General features: G+C 71.1%; 18 protein-coding genes, 1 tRNA gene and 1 other RNA gene. 4 read left to right on the forward strand and 16 right to left on the reverse strand.

From position 1 onward, the window contains the following. Window positions 1-253 precede the first annotated feature (253 nt). The 5 genes from ASG45_RS13250 to ASG45_RS13270 all read right to left on the reverse strand — a co-directional run bounded on the left by ASG45_RS13250 (window position 254) and on the right by ASG45_RS13270 (window position 7,961). Complete coding sequence (locus tag ASG45_RS13250) at window positions 254-2,791, reverse strand: glycoside hydrolase family 65 protein (RefSeq protein WP_055838492.1); 2,538 nt, start codon at window positions 2,789-2,791, stop codon at window positions 254-256. Between the two features lie 119 nt (window positions 2,792-2,910). Further along, a complete protein-coding gene (locus ASG45_RS13255) occupies window positions 2,911-3,645 on the reverse strand; it encodes an HAD family hydrolase (RefSeq protein ID WP_055838494.1) in 735 nt (244 codons plus the stop codon). Window positions 3,646-3,722: 77 nt separating this feature from the next. Further along, window positions 3,723-4,973, reverse strand: a complete 1,251-nt coding sequence (locus tag ASG45_RS13260) for an acetate/propionate family kinase (RefSeq protein WP_055838497.1) — start codon at window positions 4,971-4,973, stop codon at window positions 3,723-3,725. After that, window positions 4,970-7,114: a phosphate acetyltransferase gene (gene pta, locus ASG45_RS13265; protein WP_055838501.1), complete on the reverse strand. Its 2,145-nt coding sequence runs from the start codon at window positions 7,112-7,114 to the stop codon at window positions 4,970-4,972. The genes ASG45_RS13260 and pta overlap by 4 nt, the downstream gene beginning before the upstream one ends. A gap of 73 nt (window positions 7,115-7,187) precedes the next feature. Beyond that, complete coding sequence (locus tag ASG45_RS13270) at window positions 7,188-7,961, reverse strand: DeoR/GlpR family DNA-binding transcription regulator (protein ID WP_235561622.1); 774 nt, start codon at window positions 7,959-7,961, stop codon at window positions 7,188-7,190. 41 nt (window positions 7,962-8,002) lie between these two features. Between ASG45_RS13270 and ASG45_RS13275 the strand changes: the two genes are divergently transcribed. After that, the gene (locus tag ASG45_RS13275) at window positions 8,003-8,680 is read left to right on the forward strand and encodes an NUDIX domain-containing protein (protein WP_055838504.1); all 678 of its coding nucleotides are present in this window, start codon (window positions 8,003-8,005) and stop codon (window positions 8,678-8,680) included. Between the two features lie 30 nt (window positions 8,681-8,710). Here ASG45_RS13275 and ffs read toward each other — a convergent pair. The 7 genes from ffs to ASG45_RS13305 form a co-directional block, all read right to left on the reverse strand. Beyond that, window positions 8,711-8,807, reverse strand: an RNA gene (ffs, locus tag ASG45_RS15985) — signal recognition particle sRNA small type. A 139-nt stretch (window positions 8,808-8,946) separates the two neighbouring features. Further along, window positions 8,947-11,973, reverse strand: coding sequence for an alpha-mannosidase (locus ASG45_RS13280; protein WP_055838509.1), 3,027 nt, complete (start codon window positions 11,971-11,973; stop codon window positions 8,947-8,949). 27 nt (window positions 11,974-12,000) lie between these two features. After that, on the reverse strand, window positions 12,001-12,909 hold the full coding sequence (locus ASG45_RS13285) for a carbohydrate ABC transporter permease (RefSeq protein WP_235561623.1): 909 nt from the start codon (window positions 12,907-12,909) through the stop codon (window positions 12,001-12,003). Then, entirely contained in the window at window positions 12,906-13,838 is a 933-nt protein-coding gene (locus ASG45_RS13290; protein WP_055838512.1) for a carbohydrate ABC transporter permease, read from the reverse strand. Before ASG45_RS13290 ends, ASG45_RS13285 begins: the two co-directional genes overlap by 4 nt. 2 nt (window positions 13,839-13,840) lie before the next feature. After that, the gene (locus ASG45_RS13295) at window positions 13,841-15,199 is read right to left on the reverse strand and encodes an extracellular solute-binding protein (RefSeq protein WP_055838514.1); all 1,359 of its coding nucleotides are present in this window, start codon (window positions 15,197-15,199) and stop codon (window positions 13,841-13,843) included. Between the two features lie 137 nt (window positions 15,200-15,336). Continuing rightward, window positions 15,337-16,542 carry an ROK family transcriptional regulator gene (locus ASG45_RS13300; RefSeq protein WP_055838518.1) on the reverse strand — a complete coding sequence of 402 codons (1,206 nt, stop codon included), beginning with the start codon at window positions 16,540-16,542 and terminating at the stop codon, window positions 15,337-15,339. A 100-nt stretch (window positions 16,543-16,642) separates the two neighbouring features. Next, window positions 16,643-17,575 (reverse strand): ROK family protein, encoded by a 933-nt coding sequence (locus ASG45_RS13305; RefSeq protein ID WP_055838521.1) that lies wholly within the window; start codon window positions 17,573-17,575, stop codon window positions 16,643-16,645. Window positions 17,576-17,775: 200 nt separating this feature from the next. Between ASG45_RS13305 and ASG45_RS13310 the strand changes: the two genes are divergently transcribed. Genes ASG45_RS13310 through ASG45_RS13320 form a run of 3 tightly spaced genes read left to right on the forward strand, consistent with a single transcriptional unit; the run spans window position 17,776 to window position 22,307 of the window. Next, window positions 17,776-18,786: an AAA family ATPase gene (locus ASG45_RS13310; RefSeq protein ID WP_055839498.1), complete on the forward strand. Its 1,011-nt coding sequence runs from the start codon at window positions 17,776-17,778 to the stop codon at window positions 18,784-18,786. A gap of 7 nt (window positions 18,787-18,793) precedes the next feature. After that, entirely contained in the window at window positions 18,794-20,014 is a 1,221-nt protein-coding gene (locus ASG45_RS13315; RefSeq protein ID WP_055838525.1) for a DUF58 domain-containing protein, read from the forward strand. After that, the gene (locus ASG45_RS13320; protein ID WP_235561624.1) at window positions 20,001-22,307 is read left to right on the forward strand and encodes a transglutaminase TgpA family protein; all 2,307 of its coding nucleotides are present in this window, start codon (window positions 20,001-20,003) and stop codon (window positions 22,305-22,307) included. The genes ASG45_RS13315 and ASG45_RS13320 overlap by 14 nt, the downstream gene beginning before the upstream one ends. A 111-nt stretch (window positions 22,308-22,418) precedes the next feature. On the opposite strand, the gene ASG45_RS13325 is transcribed toward ASG45_RS13320, so the two are convergent. From ASG45_RS13325 to ASG45_RS13340, 4 genes are all read right to left on the reverse strand, one after another. Beyond that, a tRNA-Ser gene (locus ASG45_RS13325) sits at window positions 22,419-22,507 on the reverse strand. Window positions 22,508-22,565: 58 nt separating this feature from the next. Further along, window positions 22,566-23,684 (reverse strand): acetamidase/formamidase family protein, encoded by a 1,119-nt coding sequence (locus ASG45_RS13330; protein ID WP_055838528.1) that lies wholly within the window; start codon window positions 23,682-23,684, stop codon window positions 22,566-22,568. Next, a complete protein-coding gene (locus ASG45_RS13335; RefSeq protein WP_055838530.1) occupies window positions 23,681-24,106 on the reverse strand; it encodes a RidA family protein in 426 nt (141 codons plus the stop codon). The genes ASG45_RS13330 and ASG45_RS13335 overlap by 4 nt, the downstream gene beginning before the upstream one ends. Next, on the reverse strand, window positions 24,103-25,674 hold the full coding sequence (locus ASG45_RS13340) for an amino acid ABC transporter permease/ATP-binding protein (RefSeq protein WP_055838533.1): 1,572 nt from the start codon (window positions 25,672-25,674) through the stop codon (window positions 24,103-24,105). Before ASG45_RS13340 ends, ASG45_RS13335 begins: the two co-directional genes overlap by 4 nt. Window positions 25,675-25,701: the final 27 nt, after the last annotated feature.

A 25,701-nucleotide genomic window follows, 5' to 3' on the forward strand; every position in this document is an offset into this window, starting at 1 on the left:
ACCGCGCGGGGCGCGAAGGAGCAGCGACGCGGGGCGAGGGGAGGACGAGGGACGAGCGGAGGATGCCACGGGCACCCAGGTCCTCCCCCGGTCCCCGACCCTCCGCCCCTCACGGGCGCGGGCATGTTCCCGCTCATCCGCGGCCACCCGCACCTCGCGGCCCGACCACCCGCCCCTCACGGCCGGAGACCCGGCACGCCGGAAACGCCGCACGCGGCGACCCCCGCATAGGGAGCCGCCGCGTGCGCGCGGGTCAGAAACCTCCGTCGAGGCCGACCGCGATGGGGGCGTCGTCGTCGTTCAGGACCGGGATCGTCGCCGTGACGATCGGCACCGAGGCCGACAGCAGCGTGCCGTCCTCGCGCACCGAACCCTCGAGCTGACGGATCGAGGGGCGTCCCGGGCGCACCGGGCCCTGTCCGTGCAGGGTCACCCGCACGGTGGCGCCGGGCGCGACGGTGTAGTCGACGCCGCGAACGGCGAAGGTGACGGGGTCGCCCTCGTGCCCGGCGCGCAACGTGAGCGCATCGGCGGTGACGGTGACGTTGAGTCGAGTGCCGTGCCAGTGCAGCACGTACGACAGCTCGGGCCAGTCGGCGGGCAGGCGCGGGTCGAACGTCAGCAGTCCGAAGTGGTCGCGCATGCCGCCGAAGCCGCTGACGAGCGCCGTCCACACGCCACCGGCCGACGCCACATGCACACCGTCGGAGGCGTTGTGGTGCAGGTCGCCGAGGTCGACGAACGCGGCCTGACGGAAGTACTCCAGCGCCAGGTCCTGGTACCCCACCTCGGCGGCGAGGATCGACTGCACGACCGCCGACAGCGTGGAGTCACCGGTGGTCAGCGGGTCGTAGTACTCGAAGTCGGCGAGCTTCTCGGCATCCGTGAAGTGATTGCCCTGCAGGAACAGCGCCAGCACCACATCGGCCTGCTTGAGCACCTGGTAGCGGTAGATGACCAGCGGGTGGAAGTGCAGCAGCAGGGGACGCTGGTCGGGCGGGGTGTTCTCGAGGTCCCAGATCTCGCGCTCGAGGAACACGGCGTCTTGCGGATGGATGCCGAGGGCCGGGCTGAAGGGGATGTGCATCGCCTCGGCGGCGCGCTCCCACCGCTCGGGCTCGGAGGGGTCGAGGTTCATGCGGTCGGCCATGTGGGCGTACGCGTCGGGGTTGTTGTCGGCGAGGTCGCGCACCGTCCGCGCGGCGAAGCGCAGGTTGAAGCGGGCCATGACGTTGGTGAAGAGGTTGTCGTTGACGACGGTGGTGTACTCGTCGGGACCCGTCACACCGTGGATGTGGAACGAGTCCTGCTCACCGTCTTCGGCGGAGTCGCTGGAGCGCCAGAAGCCCAGCGTCGACCACAGCCGCGCCGTGTCGACGGCGATGTCCACGCCCTCGCGGGCGAGGAACTCCTCGTCACCCGTCGCGCGCACGTACTTCGCCAGCGCGAAGGCGACGTCGGCGTTGATGTGGTACTGCGCGGTGCCGGCGGCGTAGTACGCCGAGGCCTCCTCGCCGTTGATCGTGCGCCACGGGAACAGCGCCCCGGCCTCGTTCAGCTGGTGCGCGCGCTTGCGCGCAGCCGGAAGCATCAGGTATCGCATGCGCAGGGCGTTGCGGGCCCACTGCGGCGACGTGTACGCCAGGAACGGCAGCACGTAGACCTCGGTGTCCCAGAAGTAGTGGCCGCTGTAGCCCGACCCGGTCACGCCCTTGGCGGGGACTCCCTGGCCGTCGGCGCGCGCCGCCGCCTGGGCGAGCTGGAACAGGCACCAGCGGGTGGCCTGCTGCAGGTCGCCGTGACCGCCGATCCGCACGTCGGAGCGCTCCCAGAAGTCGGCGTACCAGGCGATCTGCTTCTCGATGAGCTTGTCGATGCCGGTCTCTACCGCGCGGTCGAGGGTGCGGCGGCACCGGTCGAGCAGCTCCCCCGTGGGCACGCCGCGTGAGGAGTGGTAGCTCACCAGCTTGGTGATCGTGGTGGGCACCCCCGCGCGCGCGTGCACCCGGAAGACGTTCTTGGCGATGTCGGGCTCGATGAGCTGACGCGCGGTGTAGTCGTTCTCGGTGTCGACCAGGTGGTCGGCGATGACGGCCAGCGTCATGTTCGACTCGGTGACCTCGTAGCTGAGCGCGGAACGGTTGCCGTCCTGCCAGTACTCGCGCGGCTGCAGCACACGGTCGCTGAGCTTCTCGGTCTTACGCGGGTCGAAACCGGACTGCTTGGATGCCATCGGCGAGCCGCCGTAGATGCCCTCGCCGTCCTGACGGTTCAGCAGCTGGCTGCTGACGGTGACGGGTGCGTCGGCGTCGAGCACGGTCACCGTGAGACGCAGCACCGCGAGGTGCTTCTCGTCGAACGACACGAAACGGTCGTCTTCGATGCGCACGTGCTTGCCCGAGGGGGTGACCCAGAGCAGGGTTCGACGCAGGATCCCCTGGCGCATGTCGAGCACGCGCTCGTACTCGCGCACGTCGGCGACGTCGAGCGACAGCGGCTCGTCGTCGACGTAGACGCGCATGACCTTGGCATCCGGCGCGTTGATGATCGTCTGCCCGACCTCGGCGAAGCCGTAGGCCTGCTCGGCGTGACGGATCGGGAACGTCTCGTGGAACCCGTTGATGAAGGTCCCCTGCTCGAGGGCGAAGCGGCCCTCGATGGAGTTGCCGCGCAGGCCCAGGTAGCCGTTGCCGAGGGCGAAGAGGGTCTCGGTGACGCCGACGTCGTCGAGCGAGAACTCGGTTTCGACGAGGCGCCATTCGTCGATGGGGAAGCGATCGCGATCGATCATCGGGGCATGCCTTCCGGTGGCGGGTTCGGGTCTCCGCGTGAGGGCGGCATGCCGTTCGCGCGGGTGGAGCTCGGGTTCGTCGTGGGGACGACGGTGGGGGCGTCGCGGGTGGCGACGGCTCAGTCTACGAACGCGGCGAGGTCGTCGACGACCACCGTGGCGCCTGCTGCGGCGAGGTCCTCGGCTCCGACGCCGCGATCGACGCCCACGACGACGGTGTATCCGGCCGCGACGGCGGAGCGCACGCCGCTGAGCGCGTCTTCGACGGCGACCGACCGGGCCGGGTCGACGCCGAGCATGCGCGCGGCCTCGGCGAACACGTCGGGGGCCGGCTTGGACGCCAGGTGGTCGCGCTCGGCGACCATGCCGTCCATGACGACGGGGAACCTCTCGCGCAGGCCCGCGGCCTCGAGCACCTCGACCGCGTTCTTCGAACTCGACACGACGGCAACGGGGATGCCCGCGGTCTCGAGCACGTCGAGCAGCGCGACCGAGCCGGGGTAGGGAGCAATGCCCTCCGCGCGGAGGATGCGTGAGAACACGGCGTTCTTGCGGTTGCCGACGCCGCACACGGTGTCTTCGGACGGGTCGTCCGACGGATCGCCCCACGGCACCTCGACGTCACGGCTGCGCAGCAGACTGGCGACGCCGTCGTAGCGCTTCTTGCCGTCTACGTACTCGAAGTAGTCGCGATCGGTGTACGCCGGCTCGATCTTCCACACGGCGAACAGCTCGTCGAACATCTCTTTCCACGCGCGCATGTGCACTTCGGCCGTGGGCGTGAGCACTCCGTCGAGGTCGAACAGCACCGCGTCGTAGGCGGTGAGATCGGGCAACGTGGAGGTGTCGGTCATGGCGGGCTCCGAATCGGCGAAGAGGGCGAACGGCCGCCCCTGGCGCCGCGGTGATCAGCGTAGCGGCGAGGGGTGACTCAGGAGGTGACCGACAGGGTCTGGCGGGCGATCTCGAGCTCTTCGTCGGTGGGAACCACGAGCACCTCGACGCGCGAGGCGTCGGAGGAGATTCGACGGATGCCGCGCTCGCGCCGCGCGTTGCGCTCGGGGTCGATCTCGACGCCGGCGAAGCCCAGGGTGGCCATCGCCTCTTCGCGCACGCGGAAGGAGTTCTCGCCCACCCCGGCGGTGAACGAGATGACGTCGACGCCGTCGAGCTGCGCCAGGTAGGCACCGGCGTACGCGCGGAGCCGGTGGATGTAGACGTCGAAGGCCAGCTGGGCGGCCGGGTCACCGGCATCCCGTCGCTCGCCGATGTCGCGCATGTCGCTGACGCCGGCGAGCCCCTTGAGCCCCGACTGCTTGTTGAGCAGGGTGTCGAGATCGGCGATCGACATGTCGGCACGGCGGGCCAGCTGGAACAGCACCGCGGGATCGAGATCGCCCGACCGCGTGCCCATCACCAGACCCTCGAGGGGGGTCAGGCCCATCGAGGTGTCGACCGAGCGACCGCCTTCGATCGCGGCGGCCGACGCACCGTTGCCGAGGTGGAAGACGATCTGCTTGAGCTCACCGAGCGGGCGGCCGAGGAAGGCCGCCGCCGACTCGCTGACGAACTTGTGGCTCGTGCCGTGGAACCCGTAGCGGCGGATGCGGTGGGCCTCGGCGACCTCGCGGTCGATGGCGTAGGTGTACGCCTCGGGCGCCAGCGACTGGTGGAACGCGGTGTCGAAGACGGCGACGTGCGGCACATCGGGGAAGGCCTTCTTGGCCGCCACGATGCCCGCGAGATTGGCGGGGTTGTGCAGGGGCGCGAGCACCGAGAGCTCATCGATGTTGATCTCGACGAGGGGCGTGATGACCGTCGGCTCGAAGAAGCGCGCGCCCCCGTGCACCACCCGGTGGCCGACGGCGACGGGCGGGCGCTGCGTGAGCGAGGGTCCGTGCGCCGCGAACGCCTCGAGCATGACGGCGAAGCCCGCCGTGTGGTCGGGGATCTCGCGCTCGATGGTGAAGGTGGCGTCGGTCACCGCGGGGGCGGGGCCGTCGACGGCGGCCAGGGCCGCCGCCTTCACGGTGTGCTGGGCGACTCCGCCGGTCCCCGGACCCGTCGGAGGCTCGCCGATGCGCTCCACCAGTCCCGAGGCGAGCACCTGCTCGTGCTCCATGTCGAGCAACTGGTACTTGAACGACGACGAACCGCTGTTGACGACCAGTACGACACTCACGCGGGGCTCCCCTGGGCCTGGATCGCGGTGATGGCGATCGTGTTGACGATGTCGTCGACGAGGGCGCCGCGCGACAGGTCGTTGATGGGCTTGTTGAGACCCTGCAGCACGGGGCCGATCGCAACGGCTCCGGCCGAGCGCTGCACGGCCTTGTAGGTGTTGTTGCCGGTGTTCAGATCGGGGAAGACGAACACGGTCGCGCGGCCCGCGACCTCGGATCCGGGCATCTTGGCCTGGGCGACGGCGGCGTCGGCGGCGGCGTCGTACTGGATCGGGCCCTCGACGAGAAGCTCGGGGGCTCGCTCGCGCACGAGGGCCGTGGCGGTGCGCACCTTCTCGACGTCGGCGCCGGTGCCCGACTCGCCGGTCGAGTACGACAGCATCGCCACGCGCGGCTCGATGCCGAACTGCTCGGCGGTCGCGGCCGACGACACGGCGATGTCGGCGAGCTGCTCGCTGGTGGGATCGGGGATGACGGCGCAGTCGCCGTAGACGAGCACGCGGTCGGCGAGCGCCATGAGGAACACGCTCGAGACGACCGAGACGCCGGGGGCGGTCTTGATGATCTCGAACGCGGGGCGGATCGTGTGAGCGGTCGTGTGCGCGGCACCCGAGACCATGCCGTCGGCCAGGCCCAGGTGCACCATCAGCGTGCCGAAGTACGACACGTCGGTGACGGTGTCGGCGGCCTGCGCGTGGGTGACGCCCTTGTGCGCGCGGAGCCGTGCGTACTCGGTGGCGAATTTCTCGACGTGCACCGCGTCGAAGGGGCTGAGCACCTCGGCGTCGCGGATGTCGATGCCGAGCTCGATGGCCCGCCCGCGCACCTCGATGGGTTCACCGAGGATGGTGAGATCGGCGATGCCGCGCGCGAGCACGGTGGCGGCGGCGCGGAGCACGCGATCGTCGGTGCCCTCGGGCAGCACGATGCGGCGGCGGTCGGTGCGCGCGCGGTCGACCAGGCCGTACTCGAACATGAGCGGGGTGACGACGCTCGGGCGCGCGACGCCGAGCTCGCTCGTGAGCAGCTCGGTGTCGACGTGACGCTCGAACAGCGCCAGCGCCGTGTCGTACCGGTGCTGCGAGTCGGCGGCCAGGCGCCCGCGGGTGTTCATGATGCGCACGGCCGTGTCGTACGTACCGAGGTCGGTGGCGATGATCGGCAGCGGCGAGCCGAGACCGTCGATGAGACGAACGATCGCGTCGGGCAGCTCGAACCCGCCGTTGAGCACGATGCCGGCGAGGGAGGGGAAGGTGCCCGACGCGTTGGCGAGCAGGGCGGCGAGCAGCACTTCGGAGCGGTCGGCGGGGATCACGACGACCGCGGACTCTTTCAGCCGGGGCAGCACGTTGACCATCGACATGCCGGCGACGACGACACCCAGCACCTCGCGGGTGAGCAGGGCCGGATCGCCCTTGATCAGCTCGCCCTCGACCGAGCGCAGCACGCCCCGCACCGACGGGGCGATGAGGAAGCGGTCTTCGGGCAGGGCCCAGACCGGCACGCGGCGCCGCTCGGCGGTGTCTGCCACGTGCGCTGCGTCGACGACCTGGCGGACGGATGCCACGACCTCGTCGAGCCGGTCGGCGTCGGCGCGATTCGCGATGACCGCGAACAGGGCGGCGCGCTCGTGCTGCAGTTCGGAGATCGCCAGCGAGGCGATCTGCCCGACCTCTTGAGGGGTGCGCGCGACCGACAGGCCCAGGGTCTCGCTGTGGCCCTGCTGCGCGCGACCGCCGAGAACCAGCAGCACCGGTGCGCCGAGGTTGGCGGCGATACGCGCGTTGTAGGCGAGCTCGGCGGGGCTGCCGACGTCGGTGTAGTCGCTGCCGATGATGACGACGGCGTCGCACTGGGCCTCGACGGCCTTGTAGCGCTCGACGATGCGGGCGAGCGCGGCGTCGGCGTCGTCGCGCACGTCGTCGTAGGTGACGCCGACGCAGTCGTCGTACGCCAGGTCGACGCTGTCGTGGTCGAGCAGCATCTCGAGCACGTAGTCGCGCTCGGCGGTGGATCGCGCGATGGGCCGGAACACCCCCGCGCGCGGAGTGACGCGGCTGAGTGCGTCGAGCACTCCGAGCGCGACGGAGGATTTGCCCGAGTGCCCCTCGGCGGACGTGATGTAGATGCTCTGCGTCACGCAGCCAGCCTATTGCGGCCCGGGGACATCGCACCGGGGTTGCTTCGGCGTCGAGTGATCGGGATTCGCCCGCTCAGGTCTCGCGGCGCGCCCCCGTGCCGATCAGCCGCGCGCCCGCCCGGGTCAGCTCGTCGGCGAGGACCGCGTCGCCATCGAGATCGGCGACCACTCCCGCCACCGCGTCGAGGGGGAGGATGCCGAATCGCGAGGCCGCGCCGAGCTTCTCTTCGCTCGCGAGCACGAACGTCTCGGCGGCCCGCTCGGCGAGCACGCGTTTCATCGCCGCCTCGTCGGCGTCGCCGGTGGTGAATCCCGCCGAGGGGTGGACGCCCGTGACGCCGAGGAAGAACACGTCGGCGCTGATCCCCCGGGCGGACTCCGCGGCCGCAGCCCCGCACGCCACGGCGGAATGTTTGAAGAGGCGCCCGCCGAGCATGACGACCTCGGCGTCGTGGTGCAGCAGCGCCGCCGCGATCGTGGGCGAGTGCGTGATGAGCGTGCCAGCGAACGTGCGGGGCAGCGCGTCGACGAGCGCGAGCGTCGTCGTGCCGCCGTCGAGCAGCACGGTGGCGCCGGGTTCGATCAGGGCCACCGCGGCCTCGGCCACGCGCGTCTTGCTGTCTCGGGCGACACGGGCGCGGGTGTCGTAGTCGGCGACTGCCGGCGAAGCCGGAAGGGCACCGCCGTAGACGCGCACGGCGAGGCCCGCGGCATCCAGTTCGCGGAGGTCGCGACGGATGCTGTCCTCGGAGAGGCCGAGGTCGAGCGCGACGTCTTTCACGACGAGGCGACCGTCCCGGCGCAGGCGGTCGAGCAGGGCGTCTCTGCGAGCGGCGGGGAGCAACACGCTTCGCATTCTTTCACGTTTCTGCATTATCGTTCCGAATCATGGCTGATCTCTCCCCCGCACACCCCGGCACCACCGCCCCCGACCACCGCGGCCGCACGGGCCTGCACCTCACCGGACGCGACCTCGACCGCAACCCCCGCGTGCAGGTCACCGACGTGGAGCTCCTCGCCGCCGGGTGGCACGTGCTGCGCGCGACGACCTTCCGCTACCGCGACGACCGCGGCGAGTGGTCCACCCAGACGCGAGAGACCTACGACCGCGGAAACGGGGCGACGATCCTGCTGTTCGACCCCTCACGGCGCACGGTGCTGCTCACCCGGCAGTTCCGCTACCCCGTGTACGTCAACGACCACCCCGACGGGATGCTGATCGAGACCGCGGCGGGGCTCCTCGACGACGACGACCCCGTCACCGCGATCCGGCGCGAGGCTGAGGAAGAGACCGGGGTGCGGGTCGCCGAGGTGCAGCACGTGTTCGACGTCTACATGAGCCCCGGCTCCGTCACCGAGCGCCTGCACTTCTTCGCCGCCCCCTACGACGGCGCGAGCGGAGTCGGCGCACACGGGGGTCTGATCGAGGAGGGCGAAGAGATCGAGATTTTCGAGTACGACATCGATCACGCCCTGTCGATGATCCGCGACGGTGCGATCCAGGATGCCAAGACCATCCTGCTGCTGCAGTGGGCGGTGCTCGACGGGCCCTTCGCCCGGGCTTGAGACGAGACGTCACGCGGACGTCGGGGCAAAAGAAAAGACCCTCCGCGCACCCGGTAGAGCCTGGTTACCCTTGCTACGTTTCCGTCCTGGGGGAGTTGGCCGGGATACCGCCACGCGGAGAGCCGTGTACAGCTTACCCGACCGGAACGGGCGCTCGTGGTCACCCCCACCGCCCCGGCAGGGCACCCGCGAAACGAACGATGCGGCCGGGGGCATCTCGCACCCCGGCCGCACCGCGTCTCTCTCGCGCCCGACGGCGCCCGTCGTCAGCGCTTCAGCCGCAGCGTCACCAGCTGGAAGGGGCGCAGGTCGAGCTCGACCGCGCCGCCCGCGACGTTCGCCACCGCGACGGCGTCGGTCTCGCGTTCGAGCAGATCGGTCTCGATGACGCCGTCGACCTCGAACCCCGCCTCGAGCCGCGCGTGCGAGCGCTGCCCGAGGGCCTCGTACAGGCGGACGATCACGTCTCCCGAGCCGTCCTGCGCGAGCTTGACCGCCTCGACGACCACGCCGGGCTCGTCGATCGCGACGAGCGGGGCGACCGACTCCTCGGCCGCGTCGGCCACGACGCGGGCCGGCAGGTTGGTGCGGTAGCCCTCGGCCACCGCGTCGACCACGTCGGCGCCGATGACGATACCCACCTCGAGGTGATGCGCGCCCTGGTCCTGACCCGGGTCGGGGAAGACCGCCGAGCGGATGATCGACAGGCGCACCAGCGAGTACGTGCCGCCCGCCGCCCGCTCGTGCCGCGTGATGTCGTGGCCGTACGTGGAGTCGTTCGTCACCGCGACGCCGAAGCCGGGCTCGGCGACACGCACCCAGCGGTGCGCGGCGGTCTCGAAACGCGCGGCATCCCACGACGTGTTCGTGTGGGTCGGGCGCACGATGTGCCCGAACTGGATCTCGGATGCCGCGCGGTCGGTGTGCACGTCGACGGGGACGCCGAGCTTGAGCAGCTTCTGCTGCTCGTGCCAGTCGACGTCGAGCGACAGACGCACGGTGCGCGCCCCCTCGCCGAGCGCGATGCGCGTGACGAGAGTCGATTCGCCGAAGGATCGCTCGACGACGAGGGCGTCGCCCTCGATGCGTACGCTGTCGGCCGCGTCGAGGGGCGTGACGTGTCGGCGGTACGTCTCGTCGATGTCCCACGCGTCCCACTGGGTGGGCGTGTCACGGAACACCTCGAACAGTCCCGCCACCTGCCCCGCCGGGACGACCTCACGGCCGGATGCCAGATCCACGAGCGAGACGATCAGGCCCCGGCCGTCGATCTCGGCGCGCACGATGCCGTTGTCGAGCACGAACGCCTCGCCCGCGGCGCGCGGGGCGACGTCGCCCGCGGGCGTGACGGGGGCGATCGCGAGCGCGGGGGCGCCGGCGCGACGGTGCGGGGCGGCGTTGGCCACGACCGCGCGGTCGCCGGTGCCCACGAGGGCGCGGAGGCTGTCGGCGATGACCTGTTCGAGCTCGGCGGCGATCGCGTCGTAGTTGCGCTCGGCGTCGCGGTGCACCCAGGCGATCGAGGTGCCGGGCAGGATGTCGTGGAACTGCTGCAGCAGCACCAGACGCCACAGCCGCTGGAACGTCTCGGCCGGGTAGGCGGCTCCCGTGCGCACGGTCGCGGTCGCCGCCCACAGCTCCGCCTCGCGCAGCAGGTGCTCGCTGCGACGGTTGCCCTGCTTGGTGCGGAGCTGGCTGGTGTAGGTGCCGCGGTGGAACTCGAGGTACAGCTCCCCCGCCCAGACGGCCGGGTCGGCGTACTCGGCCTCGGCCGTCTCGAAGAACTCCCGCGGGGTGGAGTGCTTCACGATCGGCGCACCCTCGAGCGAGTGCGTGCGGGCGATCGTCGCGGTCATCTCGCGGGTGGGTCCGCCGCCGCCGTCGCCGAAGCCGTAAGGAAGCAGCGAGGTGCGGGCGCGGCCCTTGTCGGCGAAGTTGCGCTCGGCGTGCGCGAGGTCGGCGGCGGTCACCTCGGAGTTGTACTTGTCGACCGGCGGGAAGTGGGTGAAGATGCGCGAGCCGTCGATGCCCTCCCAGCGGAAGGTGTGGTGCGGGATGCGGTTGGTCTCGTTCCACGAGATCTTCTGCGTGAGGAACCAGCGGGCCCCCGCGGCCTTCATGATCTGCGGCAGCGCGCCGCTGTAACCGAACGAGTCGGGGAGCCACACCTCTTCGGTGTCGATGCCGAACTCGTCGAGGAAGAACGTCTTGCCCTCGACGAACTGACGGGCCATGGCCTCGCCACCCACCATGTTGGTGTCGGACTCGACCCACATGCCGCCCACGGGCACGAAGCGCCCCTCGGCGACGCGGGCCTTCAGCCGCTCCCAGAGGGCCGGGTAGTGCTCCTTCATCCAGGCGAACTGCTGAGCCGACGAGCTCGCGAACACGAACTCGGGGTCCTCGTCCATGAGCGAGAGCACGTTGCTGAACGTGCGCGAGACCTTGCGGGCGGTCTCGCGCACCGGCCAGAGCCAGGCCGAGTCGATGTGGGCGTGGCCGACGGCGTGCAGCACGTGCGCACTGGATGCCGCGGGCGCGGCCATCAGCGGAGCGAGCACCTCGCGGGCGGCCGGGGCCGTGCCCGCGACGTCGTCGGGATCGACCGCGTCGATCGCGGCATCCATGCCCTGCAGCAGGGTCGCGCGGCGCGCGGAAGTCGCGTCGAGCTCGGCGAGCAGGCCCTGCAGCAGACGGAAGTCCTGCAGCAGCTCCCACACGGCGAGGTCGCGCAGACCGATCGACATGTCGCGGAGCGTATAGAGAGGAGCGTCGCCCGCGGTGGCGAGGTCGCCCAGGTGCGTGGGCTCGAAGGTGAAGAGGCTCCCCACGTCGGGGTTCGACGCGGCCTCGACGAGCACGTCGACGCGGCCGTCGGCGTCGAGGGCCGCCGGGGTGGCGTTGTTGAACGGCGAGACGCCCTTGATCGGCGCCCCGTCACGGTTCCAGACGAGGGCCTCGCACTGGAAGCCGCTCTGGCCGGCGGTGAAGCCGAGGTCGATGACCAGCTCGGCCACCGTGCCCTCGGGCAGGTCGCCCGCGGCGTCGCGCCAGTCGGTCGGGATCCGACCCGAGACGGCGAACCAGGTGGTCCCCCACGCCCGGCCCCACGGCGTGCCGACGGCGAAGGGACGGTATTCGGCATCCCGGGCCTCGGCGAAGGTCACGGGCTCGCCCGGGGCCTCCCAGGCCGAGACGTCGAGGGGTTCGCGGGTGCGGTAGACGGCGGGGGCGAGCCGCTCGCGGATGAAGCGGTCGATGCGCATCTCGATGAGCGCGGTGCGGTCGTGCATGAAGTGTTCCTTGTCTGGGGGGACGGGTCAGCCCTTGACCGCGCCGGCGAGGGCCGACGGACCACCGAGGCCGCGCTGCACGAGGACGTACAGGCCGAGGACGGGAAGGGAGTAGACGATCGAGTACGCGGCGAGCTGGCCGTACGCCACGGCTCCGAACGACCCGAAGAAGTTGAAGATGCTGACGGCGGCCGGCTGGTAGTCGGGGCTGAGCAGCAGCACGAAGGGCACGAAGAAGTTCCCCCACGCCTGGATGAACGTGAAGATGAACACCACCGCGATGCCGGGGCGCATGAGCGGGAGCACGATCTGCACGAGCGTGCGCATCGAACCCGCGCCGTCCATCCACGCGGCGTGCTCGAGCTCGACGGGCACGCCGTCCATGAAGTTCTTCATCATCCAGATCGCGATGGGCAGCGCGCTGGCGGTGAGGAACAGGATCGTCCCGCCGACCGAGTCGATGAGGTTCAGCTGCACGAACAGGCTGTAGACGGGCACCATGATCGCCGTGATCGGCAGGCACGTGCCGAACAGCACCGCGTAGAGGAAGGGCTTTCCGACGCGCATCTTGTAGCGCGACAGCGGGTACGCCGCCAGCGACGCGAGCACGACCGTCGCGATCGCGGTGCCACCGGCGAGCATCACGCTGTTCCACAGCGGCAGGAACAGCAGGTCGGGCTTCATCACGGCGGCGAAGTTGTCGAGGGTGACGACCTCGGGCATCTTGATCGCCAGCGTCGGCTGCGCGTCGAGCGAGGCGGTGACCAGCCAGATGAGCGGCACCACGAACAGGATGGCGACGACGATCAGCAGCGTGTTCGAGATCCAGCTCAGCACGCGGGTGCGGGGCGACGACAGGGACGCCTTCGTGCGCTTCGGGGCTCGGGCGGCGGCCCGGCTGCGGCCCGACACCTCGGGGAGTGTGGCGGTGGTCATGACGAGACCTCCTCGCGCAGGGCGCGGACGTAGAAGAAGGAGAAGACCGCACCGATGAGCAGCATGATCGTCGCGATCGCCGTGCCGTAGCCCAGCTCGCCGAACTTCAGACCCTGCTGGTAAGCGAGGATCGGCAGCGTCGTGCTCTTGTTGCCCGGACCACCGCCGGTCATGACGAAGATCAGGGTGAAGACCGAGAGGGTCTGCAGGGTGACGATCATCGAGTTGGTGCCGATGGTCGAACGGATCATCGGGATCGTGATGAAGAAGAGGCGCTTGATGCCGCTGGCACCGTCGACCTCGGCGGCCTCGGTGATCTCGGGCGGGACGTCGGCGAGGGCGGCCGAGTAGACCATCATCGAGAACGCCGTACCGCGCCAGATGTTGGCGAAGATGATCATGAGCACCGGCATCGTGAACAGCCAGCTCACCGGCTCCGCACCGAAGATCGCGAGGATGCCGTTGAGCGTGCCGTTGTCACGGAAGAACGCGTACGCGGCGAACGCGGCGACGATCTCGGGCAGCACCCACGCCGTCACGACGATCGTGCCGACCACGGCGGTGACGACCCGGTTCGCCGAGCGCATCATGAGCGCCAGAGCGAGGCCGAGCACGTTCTGACCGATCACGGCGGAGAAGAACACGAACACGATCGTGTTGATCACCGAGACCGGGAAGTCGGGGGCCTGGAAGAGCTGGGTGTAGTTGTCGAATCCGATGAACTGCGAGTCCACCGCCGTCGAGCCCGAGAGGGTGGCGTTGGTGAGGGAGCCCCACAGCGACACCAGGATGGGGCCGAGCAGGAACACCGCGAGCAGCAGGGCTGCCGGCAGAAGGGGGAGCGCCCGGGCCGACGACCGGAGGCCGCGCGTCTTCACGCGCGACCCCCGGCCGGTTCCGGTCGCCCCGGGGGAAGCCAGGGCGGTCACGATCAGCCCTGCTGGGTGTTCTCTTCGCCGACGATGCCGATGACGGCCTGGTCGTAGGCGGCGGCGGCGTCATCGACGCTGGACTGGCCCGTCATGACGGCCTCCATGGCGACCTGGATCTGGTTGGAGATCTTGTCGTAGTCCTCGGTGGCGGGGCGGAAGTGGGTGGTGTCGACGAAGCTCGAGAAGGTCTTGAAGCTCGGGTTCGCGTCGAGGTACTCGCTCGACTCGGCGACGTCGGCACGCACGGCGATCTGGCTGTTGTCGATGCCGTACGCGGTGGCGTTGTCCTTGTTCACCGCGGTCGAGAGGAAGTCCCACGCGGCGTCGGCGTTCTTGGTGTTCTTGCCGATCGCGAGGGTCCAGCCGCCCGACATGCTCGTGGAGCCGGGAGCCTGACCGTCCTGGGTCGGCATGGCGGCGATGCCGAGGGCGTCGCTCCACTCCGGCCACGCGGCCGAGCCGCCCTCGACCCACGCGGCCGACTGCCACGAGCCGTCGAGCGCCATGGCGAGCTTGCCCGACGGCAGCCAATCGGCCGTCACGCTGGTGAAGATGTTGGGGTCGAGCGCCTGCTGCAGCGACGGGCCGAGGCCGCCCTGGTAGACGTCGGAGACGAACTGCAGCGAGTCCTTGAAGCCCTGGCTGCCGACGACCCACTTCTTGGCGTCGGTGTCGTAGAGGGTGTCCTCGGTGCCGTAGAGCAGCATCTCGAGGCCCTGCATGGACGCGGCCTCACCGGCGGTCTTGCCGGAGTAGACGTTGAGGGGGATGACGTCGGGGTTCGACGACTTGACCTTCTCGGCGGCCGAGAGCACGTCGTCCCAGGTCTTCGGCTGCCACGGTACGGGGATACCGGCGGCGGTGAAGACGGCCTTGTTGTACCAGAGGCCGCGGGTGTCGGTGCCGAGCGAGACGCCGTAGGTCTTGCCGTCGGGGCCGAGGCCGGCCTGCTTGGCGCCCTCGGCGAACTGCGACCAGTCCTCCCACTTCGCGAGGTAGTCGTCAAGGGGCAGCAGGTAGCCGGCGGCCGCGTCGGACTGGATCTTGAACGTGTCTTCGTACTGCACGTCGGGGGCGGTGCTGGCCGACTTGTTCATCAGCGCGAGCTTCGTGTAGTAGTCGGCGCCCTCGGCCTGGATCGGAACGAGCTCGACCGTCATGCCCTCGTGCGCGGCCTCGTACTGCGTCTTGGCGTTCTCCATCAACGTCTGCATCGAGTTGAAGGTCGCCGTGGTCTGGTACGCCACGCGGATGGTGTTCGCGTCGCCCGCGTCGCCGCTGCCGCCGGAGCAGCCGGCCAGGGCCACGGTCAGGGCGGTCGCGGTCAGAAGACCGCCCGCCATCGTCAGTTTCTTCATGGAAGCTCCCTTGCTCGGGTGGAGACACCGCGTCGCCAGAACCTTTTATAAATCAAATGGACTAACTCGGCAAGTCGCGCGGCCACCGGCGACGTAACGATCAGGACACGGCGCGCTATGACCCGCCGGATTACGGGTCAGATCGCGATCATCATGCGCGCCGGGCGAGCCGCGAAGGCCCCGTCGAGCATGAGGCAGGCGGCGCCGACGGCCGCGACGTCGAGGCCCACGCTCGAGGCGCGGACGACGATCGCCCGCGTCGACGTCGACACCGGGTCGGTCGCCACGCGGGTCGCGACCGTGTCGTGCAGCACCTCGGCCAGACGCTCCCAGACGGGACCCCCCAGCACCACCTCGTCGACGTCGAGCAGGTTGTTCGTCACGACCAGCGCGCGCGCGATCCGCTCCCCCGTGCGCTGCAGCACCGCGACGGCGGGAGCGTGCCCGTCGCGTGCTTCGCGCACGAGACGGTCGAGATCGGGGCGCGTGTCGTCGGCGGAGACCGCGTCGTAGCCCGCCTCGGCCAACAGCACGCGCGGCTCGATCGACACCCCGAGGCACCCGCGCGACCCGCACGCGCAGGGCGGTCCGTCGGGATCGACGACCACGTGCGCGATGCCGCCGGCGTTGCCGGTGCGTCCGCGCACCGGAGCGCCCGAGATGGCGACTCCCAGGCCGACTCCGGCGCCGTAGTACAGGAACATCGCGTCGCTCAGCACGTCGGAGCGGTCGAACCACATCTCGCCGATCATGGCCGCGGTGACGTCCTTCTCGACGACGACGGGAAGCCCGGTCACCGCCCCGAGATCCTCGCGGACGTGGACGTTGTGCCACTGCGGAAGCAGGGGCGGGTCGAGCAGCCGGCCCCCGCGCGCGTCGAAGGGGCCCGGGGCCGCGACGCCGACGCCGAGCACGCGTTCCCGCGGGATGCCGGCGCGCTCGACGATCGCGTCGACGGCGGCGCCCACGGCCTCCACGAGCTCAGCGGCATCGGCGTGCGGCAGACGCGGGATCTCGTCGTGCGCGATCACCTCGCCGGCCATGTCGACGACCACGATCGTGTCGACGACGGGGTCGAGGTGCACCCCGACCGCGAAACGCGAGCGCGGCTGCAGCTTGAGCAGGGTGCGGGGCTTTCCCGGTCCCGAGATGACCTTGCCGGCCTCGACGATGAGTCCCTCGTCGGCGAGACGGCGCGTCACGTTGCTGAGCGTCTGGGCGCTCAGCCCCGTGCGTGCCGAGAGCTCCACGCGACTGAGCCCCTCGGGCGAGCGGCGGATGAGGTCGAGCACCAGCGTCTGGTTGTACTCGCCCACGGCGGGCAGGTTGGATCCCGTACGCATGGCCCCCGCCTCCGCTCGTCGGTCCGCGGCGCGGGCCCTGCGCCTCAGATTACGCCCGAGCGGGGATCGACCCCACGCGGCGCAGCGACACCGTGGGAGGTCAGGACTGCAGCGCCAGCGCCGCCGCGCCGAGCAGCGGACCGTCACCGTCGAGACCCGAACCCACCACGCGGCACCGGCGGGCGTAGGCGTGCAACGACGCCGCGTGGGCTGCGGCGCGCACCTGATCGACGTAGTCGGGGGCGACCTGGGAGAACCCGCCGGCGATGGCCACCGCCTCGAAGTCGCAGAGCGTCGCCGCCGCCGCGATCGCCTGCCCGACCGCGGTCGCCGAGCGGCTCACGGCCGCGATCGCGATCGCGTCTCCCGCGGCGTGCGAGGCCGCCAGATCGAGACCCGTCTCGCCCGTCCAGCCCTGGGTGCGCGCCCACGCGACGGTGCCGGGCCCGGCGGCGACGGCCTCGAGCGTGGAGGCCACGACCTCATCGCCCTCGATCGTGCGCACGAAGGTCTGACCGAGGTGCCCCGCGTTGCCGCTCGCACCCGTGACGGGGTGGCCTCCCAGCACGAAGCCCCCGCCGACCCCGGTCGACACGACGATGGCCATCGCGTCGTCGCACCCGACCAGGGCGCCGCGCCAGTGCTCGGCGAGCGCGATGCACGTGCCGTCGAGGGCGAGGTGCAGGGGGCCGTCGACGAGGCCCGCCAGGACGTCGTCGATCGGAAGGCCCGCCGCCAGCGGCAGATTCAGCGGCGAGACCGAGCGCGACGGCAGGTCGACGGGACCGGCGCTGCCCACCCCGATCGCCCCGACGGTGGCCCCGGGGACCGCGGCGAGCGCTTCTTCGGCGGCTGCGCGCACGTTGCTCGCGATGGTCGCGCGATCGTTCTCGCGGCCGGTCGGACGGCGGGTCACGCTCTCGCGCACCACCTCGCCCGAGACCGACACGAGGGCCGCATCGACCTTGGTCCCGCCGATGTCGACGGCGAGCACGTGGGTGAAAGCGGGCAGGGACGGGGTGGCATCGGACATGCGCGGCTCCTCGGGTGGATCAACGCTCCCCGATCCTAGGGGCCGGTGCATCGGCCGAGTGACGCCTGGGCACCCGCTGGTTTCGGGCCCCGGTGTCCGCGGCCCGGGTTACGATCAGGTCACGGTGGCCACGACGCGCCTCCGCTCGCGACCCAAGGGATGCCATGGACGAGACGGTCATGCCCGATGCGGCCTCACGGATGCGCCGCTCCGACACCGCCCCCGCACGCCCCGGGATCGACGAGCCGCTCACCGCGGCGACGTTCGCCCGTCTGACCGGGGAGATCGTCGCATCCATCTCGCGCGTCATCGACGGCAAGCCGGATGCCGTGCGGAGTGCCCTGATCGCGCTGCTGGCCGAGGGCCACCTGCTCATCGAAGACGTGCCGGGCGTGGGCAAGACCATGCTCGCGCGGGCGCTGGCCGCGACCGTCGACGCCGACGTCCGTCGCATCCAGTTCACCCCCGACCTGCTGCCCGGCGACATCACGGGCGTGTCGGTGTTCAACCCGGTCCAGCGGCAGTTCGAATTCACCCCCGGCGCGGTGTTCGCCCACATCGTCATCGCCGACGAGATCAACCGCTCCTCCCCCAAGACGCAGTCGTCGCTGCTCGAGGCGATGGAGGAGCGCCAGGTGACCGTCGACGGGCGCACGCACGTGCTCCCCTCGCCGTTCCTGGTCGTCGCGACCCAGAACCCCCTCGAGATGGAGGGCACGTACGCCCTTCCCGAGGCGCAGCGCGACCGCTTCCTGCTGCGCATCTCGATGGGCTACCCCGATGCCGCGGCCGAGGCGCTCATGCTGCGCCAGCGCGACACGGTCAATCCGCTCGACGCCCTGACGCCCGCCGTCACGGCCAAACAGGTGACCGCGATGATCGCGTGGGCACGCGGTGTTCACCTCGCCCCCGCGCTCGAGGAGTACGTCGTGGCGCTCGCGCAGGCCACCCGCAGCCACCCCGACATCCGTCTGGGCGCCAGCCCGCGCGCGACCCTGCAGCTCGTGCGCGCGGCGAAGGTGCGCGCGGCCCTCGACGGGCGCTCGTACGTCATTCCCGACGACCTCACCGCGCTGCTGTCGCCCGTCTTCGCCCACCGCCTCATCGCCAATCGCTCAGCGGCCGGTGGGCGTGCCGGAGCCGCGGTGGTCGCCGAGGCGCTCGATCGGATAGCCGCCAGCGTGCGCGTGCCGCTCGCCCCGCGACCGTGAGCCCCGCGTGAGTCGACTCTGGCCCTTCACCCTGCGAGGCACGGGGGCGCTGGTGCTGGCGGTGACGTCGTTCGTGGTGGCGCGGCAAGCCGGCATCCCCGAACTGATGTACTTCGGCACGCTGCTCGTCGCGCTGCTCGCGGGTTCGGCCGTCGTGCTGCTGCTGACCCGCGGCGCGGGCGAGGTGACCCGCGCGGTCTCACCCGATGTGCCCGAGGTCGGCGCTCGGGCCGAGGTGGTCGTGCGCGCGGGTCTGCGCAGCGCCCTCCCCGCGTCGGCCGGGCGATGGAGCGACGTCGTTCCCGCCGGCCTCGCGGGACGCGCCCGGGGCAGCTTCCCCGCCGCCGCCGCGGTGGAGCTGCGTTACGACGTCGTCGGCGCGGCGCGCGGCATCCATTCGCTCGGACCGCTCGAGGTGACCACGACCGATCCGTTCGGGGTGCTCCGGCGACGCCTGCGCCTGGGCCGACCGACCCCCGTCACCGTCGCCCCGGCCGTGATCGACCTCGCGGCCCTGCCGTCAGCGTCGGGAGAGGCCGGGGGAACACGGCAGACCGCCGCGCTGCAGCTGGGACAGGGGGCCGACAACCTCGTCGCCCGTCCCTACGCGCCCGGCGATTCGATGCGCCGCATCCATTGGCGCGCCACCGCGCACCGCGACATGCTCATGGTGCGCCAGGAGGAGCAGGAGTCCAGCCCCGCGGCGACCGTCGTCCTCGACCGCGCCGTCTCGCGCTGGTCGCCGGCCGCCGCGCTCGCCCCCGCGAGCGACCCCGCGTTCGAGACGGCGGTGAGCGCCTGCGTCTCGGTTCTCGCGCGTCTCGTGCACGAGGGGTACACGGTCGACGTCGTCGACAGCGACGGCACCCTGCTGGTCGACCCCGTCGAGGGCGGCGACGACTTCGAGGCGCGCGCCGCCGCGGCGATGTTCGCCACGCTCACGGCGCGGCCCGACGACGAGTCGCGGCGCGTGCTGCCCGCCTCGGCCGCCGCCCTGCTCGGACCGCTCGTGGTCGTCACGGGCTCGTTGACCCCCGACGACCGCGCGGGCCTCGGATCGACCGCTCCGCGATCGTCTCTCGCGGTGCTGCTCGCGGTGGCCGAGCACACCGAGCTCGACGCCCTATGGCACGCCGGCTGGCGCGCGAGCACCCTGCGACCCCGCGGCGACATCGCCGAGAGCTGGGACGCAGCGATGGAACAGGGGTACGCCCGTGTCGACCGGTGATGTGACGGTGCTGCGCTCCCCGCGGCGCCGACGCGATGCGACACTGCTCAGCATCGGATTGTTCGTCGCCCTCGCCGCGGCGATGCTGCCGGCGTTCTCGGTCATCGCGCCGGGCTCGTGGGTGGCGGGCGCCGCCGGCCTTTCAGCGGCGGTCCTCGCGGCGGGTCTCGGCGTGCGGCTCGCGCGTCTGCCGGCCCTCGCGGCCAGCCTCGTCGAGGTCGTCGTCTGGGTGGTGCTGCTGACGGCGATGTTCGGGCGTCCGACCGCGCTGCTCGGGCTGATCCCGACGCCGGCCACCGTGGCATCCGTTCCCGGACTGCTCGACGCCGCGGCGGAGGAGATCCGCGTCGGCGTGGCCCCGGTGTCGGCCGCCACCGGGCTGAGCTTCCTCTTGGTCGCCGCCTTCGGGGCCCTGGCGATCGTGCTCGATCACGTCGTCCTCACGGCGCGCATGCCCCTGCTCGCGGGCGTGGGACTGGTCGCCGTGTCGCTCATCCCGACGATCGCGATCCCCTCCGACGTCGACGTCTGGAGCTTCGTCGTGCTGGCCGCGGCTCTGCTCTTCCTGCTGCGCATCGACACCCGCGCGCGGGTGCAGGCCGATCCCGTCGCGCGTCGCCCGAGGACTCCGCGCCGTGTCGGCGCGTCGGCGACGGCCCTCGGCGTCGCCGCCGTCGCGGTCATCGTGGCCGTCGTCGCCACCCCCCTGCTGCCCCAGCCCGGCCTGCGCTTCGCCTCGGGCGGCACGGGCGGGGTGGGAACGACCATCAACCCCAACCTCGAACTCGGCAACGACCTGCGTCAGCCGCGCGACGTCGACGTGCTGAGCGTGCGCACGACCGCGCCGTCGGCGCCCTACCTGCGCGCGGTGACCCTGTCGAGCTTCGACGGCTCGGTGTGGCAGCCCGACAGCTCCGACACCGTGCCCGTGCGCGACGACGCACCCGTGTTCGACCCGCTCGTCGTCGACGGCGAGATCGCGGTGGCCGACTGGACCACCGACATCGACGTCGACCAGCTCGACAGCCCCTGGTTGCCGGTGCCCTACCCGGCCTCCACGGTGACGGGCCTGCAGGGCGACTGGCTCGGGATGCCGCAGAACCGCACCGTCGTCTCACGCTCCGGCTCCACACGCGATCAGGTGTACGAGGTGCAGTCGACCGTCGCGCGTCCCACCCTCGAGCAGATCCGCGCGCGGCCGGTCGGCGGCGGCAACCTCGGCGACGCGGTGCGCACGCTCCCGGCGAATGTGCCCGCCATCATCGGCGACACCGCGCGAGAGGTCACGGCGGGCACGCAGAACCCGTACGACGCGCTGATCGCCCTGCAGACCTGGTTCCGCAGCAGCGAGTTCCGCTATTCGCTCGACGCCCCGGTCGACTCGGGCTTCGACGGAGCGGGGCTCGACGCCGTGGCCGATTTCCTGCAGGTGCGCGCGGGGTACTGCGTGCACTACGCCTCGGCGTTCGCCGTGATGGCGCGCACGCTCGACATGCCGTCGCGCATCGTGGTGGGCTACCTCCCGGGTTCGGCGACCGGGACCCCCTCGGACGGACGGACGACCTTCGTCGTCAGCTCCAGCCAGCTGCACGCGTGGCCCGAGGTGTACTTCGAGGGCATCGGATGGGTGCCGTTCGAACCGACGAACAGCCTCGGCGTGCCGACGAACTTCGCCTCGTCGTCGCCCAACGGGGCGTCCAACGCCCCCGCCACGCCGCAGCAGGATGCCGCCACCCCCGGCGCCCAGCCGTCGACCGCGCCCTCGCAGGACGGACGCGTCGACGTCGGCGACCAGGACGGCGTCGGCACCGGCGCCGGCGCGGGCCGGGGTGCCGCCTGGGTGCCGGCGGCGCTCGCCGGTCTGCTGGTCGTGCTGCTCGCGGCCACTCCCGCCGTGGTGCGCCTCGTCGTGCGTCGCCGACGTCTGCACGCCGCGCGCGCGGGCGACGCCGTCGCCGCGTGGACCGCCCTGCGCGAAGACGCCGTCGACCTCGGCATCCCCTCGCCCGCCGCCGAGTCGCCCCGCGCGTTCGCGGCGCGGCTGATCGCCGACCACGGCGCTGATGCCGACGCCCTCGATCTGCTGCGCGCGGCGCTGGAGCAGGTCAGCTACGCCGGAGACGCGATAGACCCCTCCGCCGGAGCGGGCCTCGCCGACGCCGTCGACCGGACGCGCGTCACGCTCGCCGCCGCGGCCTCTCGTCCCCGGCGCCTCGGCGCGCGACTCGCGCCGCGTTCGCTGCTCGTGCGCCCGGGTGCGGCGTCCGCGGAGCGCGAACCCGTCGGACGGTAGGGGGCGGGACCGGTCGCGCGTCGAGTCCGAGCTCTGCTCGGAGTCGGCGTCGCGGTCCGCCGGGGAAAGCGAAGAGCGCCGCCCCGGTGAGGGACGACGCTCTTCGTTCGGCGGAAGTGACAGGATTTGAACCTGCGAGGCGAGTTACCCCGCCTACATGGATTCCAGCCATGCTCCTTAGGCCGCTCGGACACACTTCCAACGGGAAAGCTTACACGGCGAGCGCCGCCGACCCCGCCATCGCTCCGTGAGTGCGCGTCAGATCCAGGTGGCGAAGTCGGCCTTGCGGATCATGCAATGCACGCCCTTCACGGCGTCGACGACCTGGGAGATCTCGAAGTCGGCGGCCGCCGAGAGGTACGCCATGGCGATGGAGCGGGGCACGTCGAATCTGGTGTTCAGGAACGCGATGGCGTTGCGGACCGCCCGCTGCGTCGCCACGTCGAGGTCGGGGTCCATTCCGGTGGGGATCCAGTGCGTCGGCGTCTCGAGGAACGGCACGTCGACGCCGCCGACGGTGCTCGCCCGCAGATTCGCCGGCAGGACGGTGAGCCGGAGAGTGGCGCGCAACGACGCTTCGAGCGCGGTGAGGGCCACCTCGCCGTTGCCCTGGGCGAAGTGCGGATCCCCGGTGTAGAAGCCCGCACCGTCGACCTGCACCGGGAGGTACAGCGTGGTGCCGACGACGGCGTGCTTCACGTCGATGTTCCCGCCGTGCCGTCCGGGTGGGACCGAGGGAACGGGGTCGTCGGTGTCGACGGCCACCCCCATGAGTCCCAGGAAGGGCGCCAGGCCGAAGGGGAGGGTGCGCCCCTTCCCGGCGTCCAGCACGCCCTGGGCGGGTGACCCGTCGGCCCCGCGGACCCGACAGAAGTGCGAGATGGTCCCCGGGGCGGTGATCTTGTCGTCGTCGTGGCGCCACCCGTCGGGTTCGGGGTACTCGTCCACGAGGGATCCGTAGCCGTGTCGACTGCTCACGAAGCCGTAGGGCACGCGCGGTGCCAGATCGAGGATGTCGATCTTCAAGAGATCGCCGGGTCTCGCGCCATCCACGTGGATGGGCCCGGTGACCACATGGGGACCGTCGTCGGGGCCGTTCGCGATGGAGCTGCCGGCGATGGCGACGACGTCGTCGAGAACGGCTGCGCGGTCGACGCCGAACTGAGCGAGATAACGCAGGGGGTCGCGGCCCTGGTCGTCGAGGATCCCCTCGTGGCTGACGGTGTCGATGGTGATCGACTGCCCGGATCCGAGGGAGGCGACCGGTGCGGTGGCCCGATTGGCGAGCCACCCCCAGCTGACCGTGTCGGGGTCGGATGCGAGATAGCGGTCGCCCCGGATCGCGCCGGTGTGCGGCTGCAGGATGTGAGCGTTCATCTGCCCTCCGTGCGGTGTGCGGCATCGTCGGGGAGTCCGACGATGAGGTCGATCTCGACGAGGGCGTCGACGGCGAGTCCGGTGACGCCGACGCAGGTACGGCTCGGCCTGGGGGCGGAGAACCATCGTTCGTACTCTTCGTTCATGGCGGCGAAGTCCCCGAAATCGGTGAGGTAGACCCGCACCATCAGGGCGTCGTCGAGCGAGGCGCCGAAGGGCTGGAGCACCGCCTGCAGGTTGCGCATCACCTGGCGGGTCTGCTCGACGACCCCGCCGGAGATCAGCGCACCGGTGGCGGGATCGGTGGGCATCTGCCCCGTGACGAAGAGCTGGTCGCCCCACCGGGTGGCGTGCGAGAACGGTCCGACGGGCGGCGGTGCGCCGGTGCCGGGGTCGAAGGTGAATCTCTGGAGCTGGGTCATACTTCTGCCTCTGTCATCGTGCGCACGAAGCGCTTGGTGGCCTCTTCTCGAGGCGCGGTCAGGAGGGTGCGGGCGGGGCCTTCTTCCACGACCACTCCCCCGGCCATGAACACGGCGCGATCGGCGACCTCGCGGGCGAAGCCGAGCTGATGGGTGGCGATGATCATGGTCAGCCCGTGGTGGTGTGCGAGGCCACGGATCACCGCGAGCACCTCGATCACCAGTTCCGGATCCAGGGCGCTGGTGGGCTCGTCCAGCAGCAGAACGCGCGGGTCCATCGCGATCGCGCGCGCGATGCCCACGCGCTGCTGCTGTCCTCCCGACAGTCGGCGGGGAAGGTCGTCGGCGCGCCCCAACATCCCCACCCGGCGGAGCAGTTCCTCCGCCCTCTCGGCGGAGTCCGTTTTCGACGTTCCTCGCACCCACTGCAGCGGTCGGGCGATGTTGGCCCGAGCGGTGAGGTGGGCGAAGAGGTTGAACTGCTGGAACACCATTCCGATGCCGACCGTCCGGCGCTGCGCGGCGAGCGCGCGCTCCCCGAGCCGCTTGCCGGCGGCGTCGAAGCCGATCCGCGCGTCGCCGATCTGGATGAGCCCGCCGTCGTACGGTTCCAGAGCGCTGATCGCCCGTAGCAGCGTGCTCTTGCCGGAACCGCTCGGGCCCAGCAGAGCCACGACCTCTCCCTCTCGCACCTCGAGCGAGACCGAGCGCAGCACCGTATTGTCTCCGTACGACTTCTCCACGCCCTCGAGGCGCACGAGCACCTCACCGGCTGAGCGGGGTTCGGTCGTCAACGCATCGGCGACCTCCGCTTGCAGCTCACGGGCCTTCTGCTCGGAGAGCGGCTCGATCGGAGTCGGCGCGGCCTTTCGGCCGCGCCGACCACCGAACATGCGCCCGAGCAGCGACCGACGGTGCGTGCGATCGAGGTCGAGCACGTCTTCCAGCAGCAGCTGCACTCCCGTGAGCACCCCCGTCAACAGCAGGTACATCACGCCGGTGGCGAAGTAGATCGAGAAGTAGTCGAACGTCGCCGAGGCGAGCTGCTGCGTGCGCAACGTCAGCTCCGGCACGGCGATCACCGAGGCCAGGGCCGAGTTCTTCATCGTCGCGACGGCCTCGTTCCCCAGCGCGGGCACCATCGAGCGCACGGCCTGCGGCCAGACGACCGATCGCAGGACCCGGGTCGGGGCGAGCCCCAGGGAGCGACCCGCGGCCGTCTGCCCCGGGTCCACACCACGGATGGCGCTGCGGATGATCTCCGCGATGAACGTGGCCTCGTTCAAAGCCAGTGCGACACCGCCCGCCAGGATCGGCGGGAGCGAGATCCCCGCGTGCGGCAGCGCCGTGAAGACGAACACCAGCTGAAGGATCAGCGGGGTGCCGCGGAAGATCACGACGTAGGCCCGGGCGATGCCGCGGACCGCCCGGAAGGGTGTCAGCTGCATGGCAGCCAAGACCCCTCCGAGCAGCAGACCACCGACGAATCCCAGAGCGGTCAGCTGGGCGGTGAAGGAGATGCCCTGCCAGAGGTACGGCAAGGTCAGATATCGCAGGAACTCGTCCATGGTTCTCGATCTCTGCTCGGGGAAGGC

This window comes from Microbacterium sp. Leaf436, assembly GCF_001424715.1.
In the GTDB taxonomy this organism is placed as follows: domain Bacteria; phylum Actinomycetota; class Actinomycetes; order Actinomycetales; family Microbacteriaceae; genus Microbacterium.

Coding starts and splice junctions, on each gene's coding strand:
- ASG45_RS13250 (WP_055838492.1), bottom strand. CDS start 2,791: ATGATCGATCGCGATCGCTTCCCCATCGACGAATGGCGCCTCGTCGAA.
- ASG45_RS13255 (WP_055838494.1), bottom strand. CDS start 3,645: ATGACCGACACCTCCACGTTGCCCGATCTCACCGCCTACGACGCGGTG.
- ASG45_RS13275 (WP_055838504.1), top strand. CDS start 8,003: ATGGCTGATCTCTCCCCCGCACACCCCGGCACCACCGCCCCCGACCAC.
- ASG45_RS13280 (WP_055838509.1), bottom strand. CDS start 11,973: ATGCACGACCGCACCGCGCTCATCGAGATGCGCATCGACCGCTTCATC.
- ASG45_RS13285 (WP_235561623.1), bottom strand. CDS start 12,909: ATGACCACCGCCACACTCCCCGAGGTGTCGGGCCGCAGCCGGGCCGCC.
- ASG45_RS13295 (WP_055838514.1), bottom strand. CDS start 15,199: ATGAAGAAACTGACGATGGCGGGCGGTCTTCTGACCGCGACCGCCCTG.
- ASG45_RS13300 (WP_055838518.1), bottom strand. CDS start 16,542: ATGCGTACGGGATCCAACCTGCCCGCCGTGGGCGAGTACAACCAGACG.
- ASG45_RS13305 (WP_055838521.1), bottom strand. CDS start 17,575: ATGTCCGATGCCACCCCGTCCCTGCCCGCTTTCACCCACGTGCTCGCC.
- ASG45_RS13310 (WP_055839498.1), top strand. CDS start 17,776: ATGCGCCGCTCCGACACCGCCCCCGCACGCCCCGGGATCGACGAGCCG.
- ASG45_RS13330 (WP_055838528.1), bottom strand. CDS start 23,684: ATGAACGCTCACATCCTGCAGCCGCACACCGGCGCGATCCGGGGCGAC.
- ASG45_RS13335 (WP_055838530.1), bottom strand. CDS start 24,106: ATGACCCAGCTCCAGAGATTCACCTTCGACCCCGGCACCGGCGCACCG.
- ASG45_RS13340 (WP_055838533.1), bottom strand. CDS start 25,674: ATGGACGAGTTCCTGCGATATCTGACCTTGCCGTACCTCTGGCAGGGC.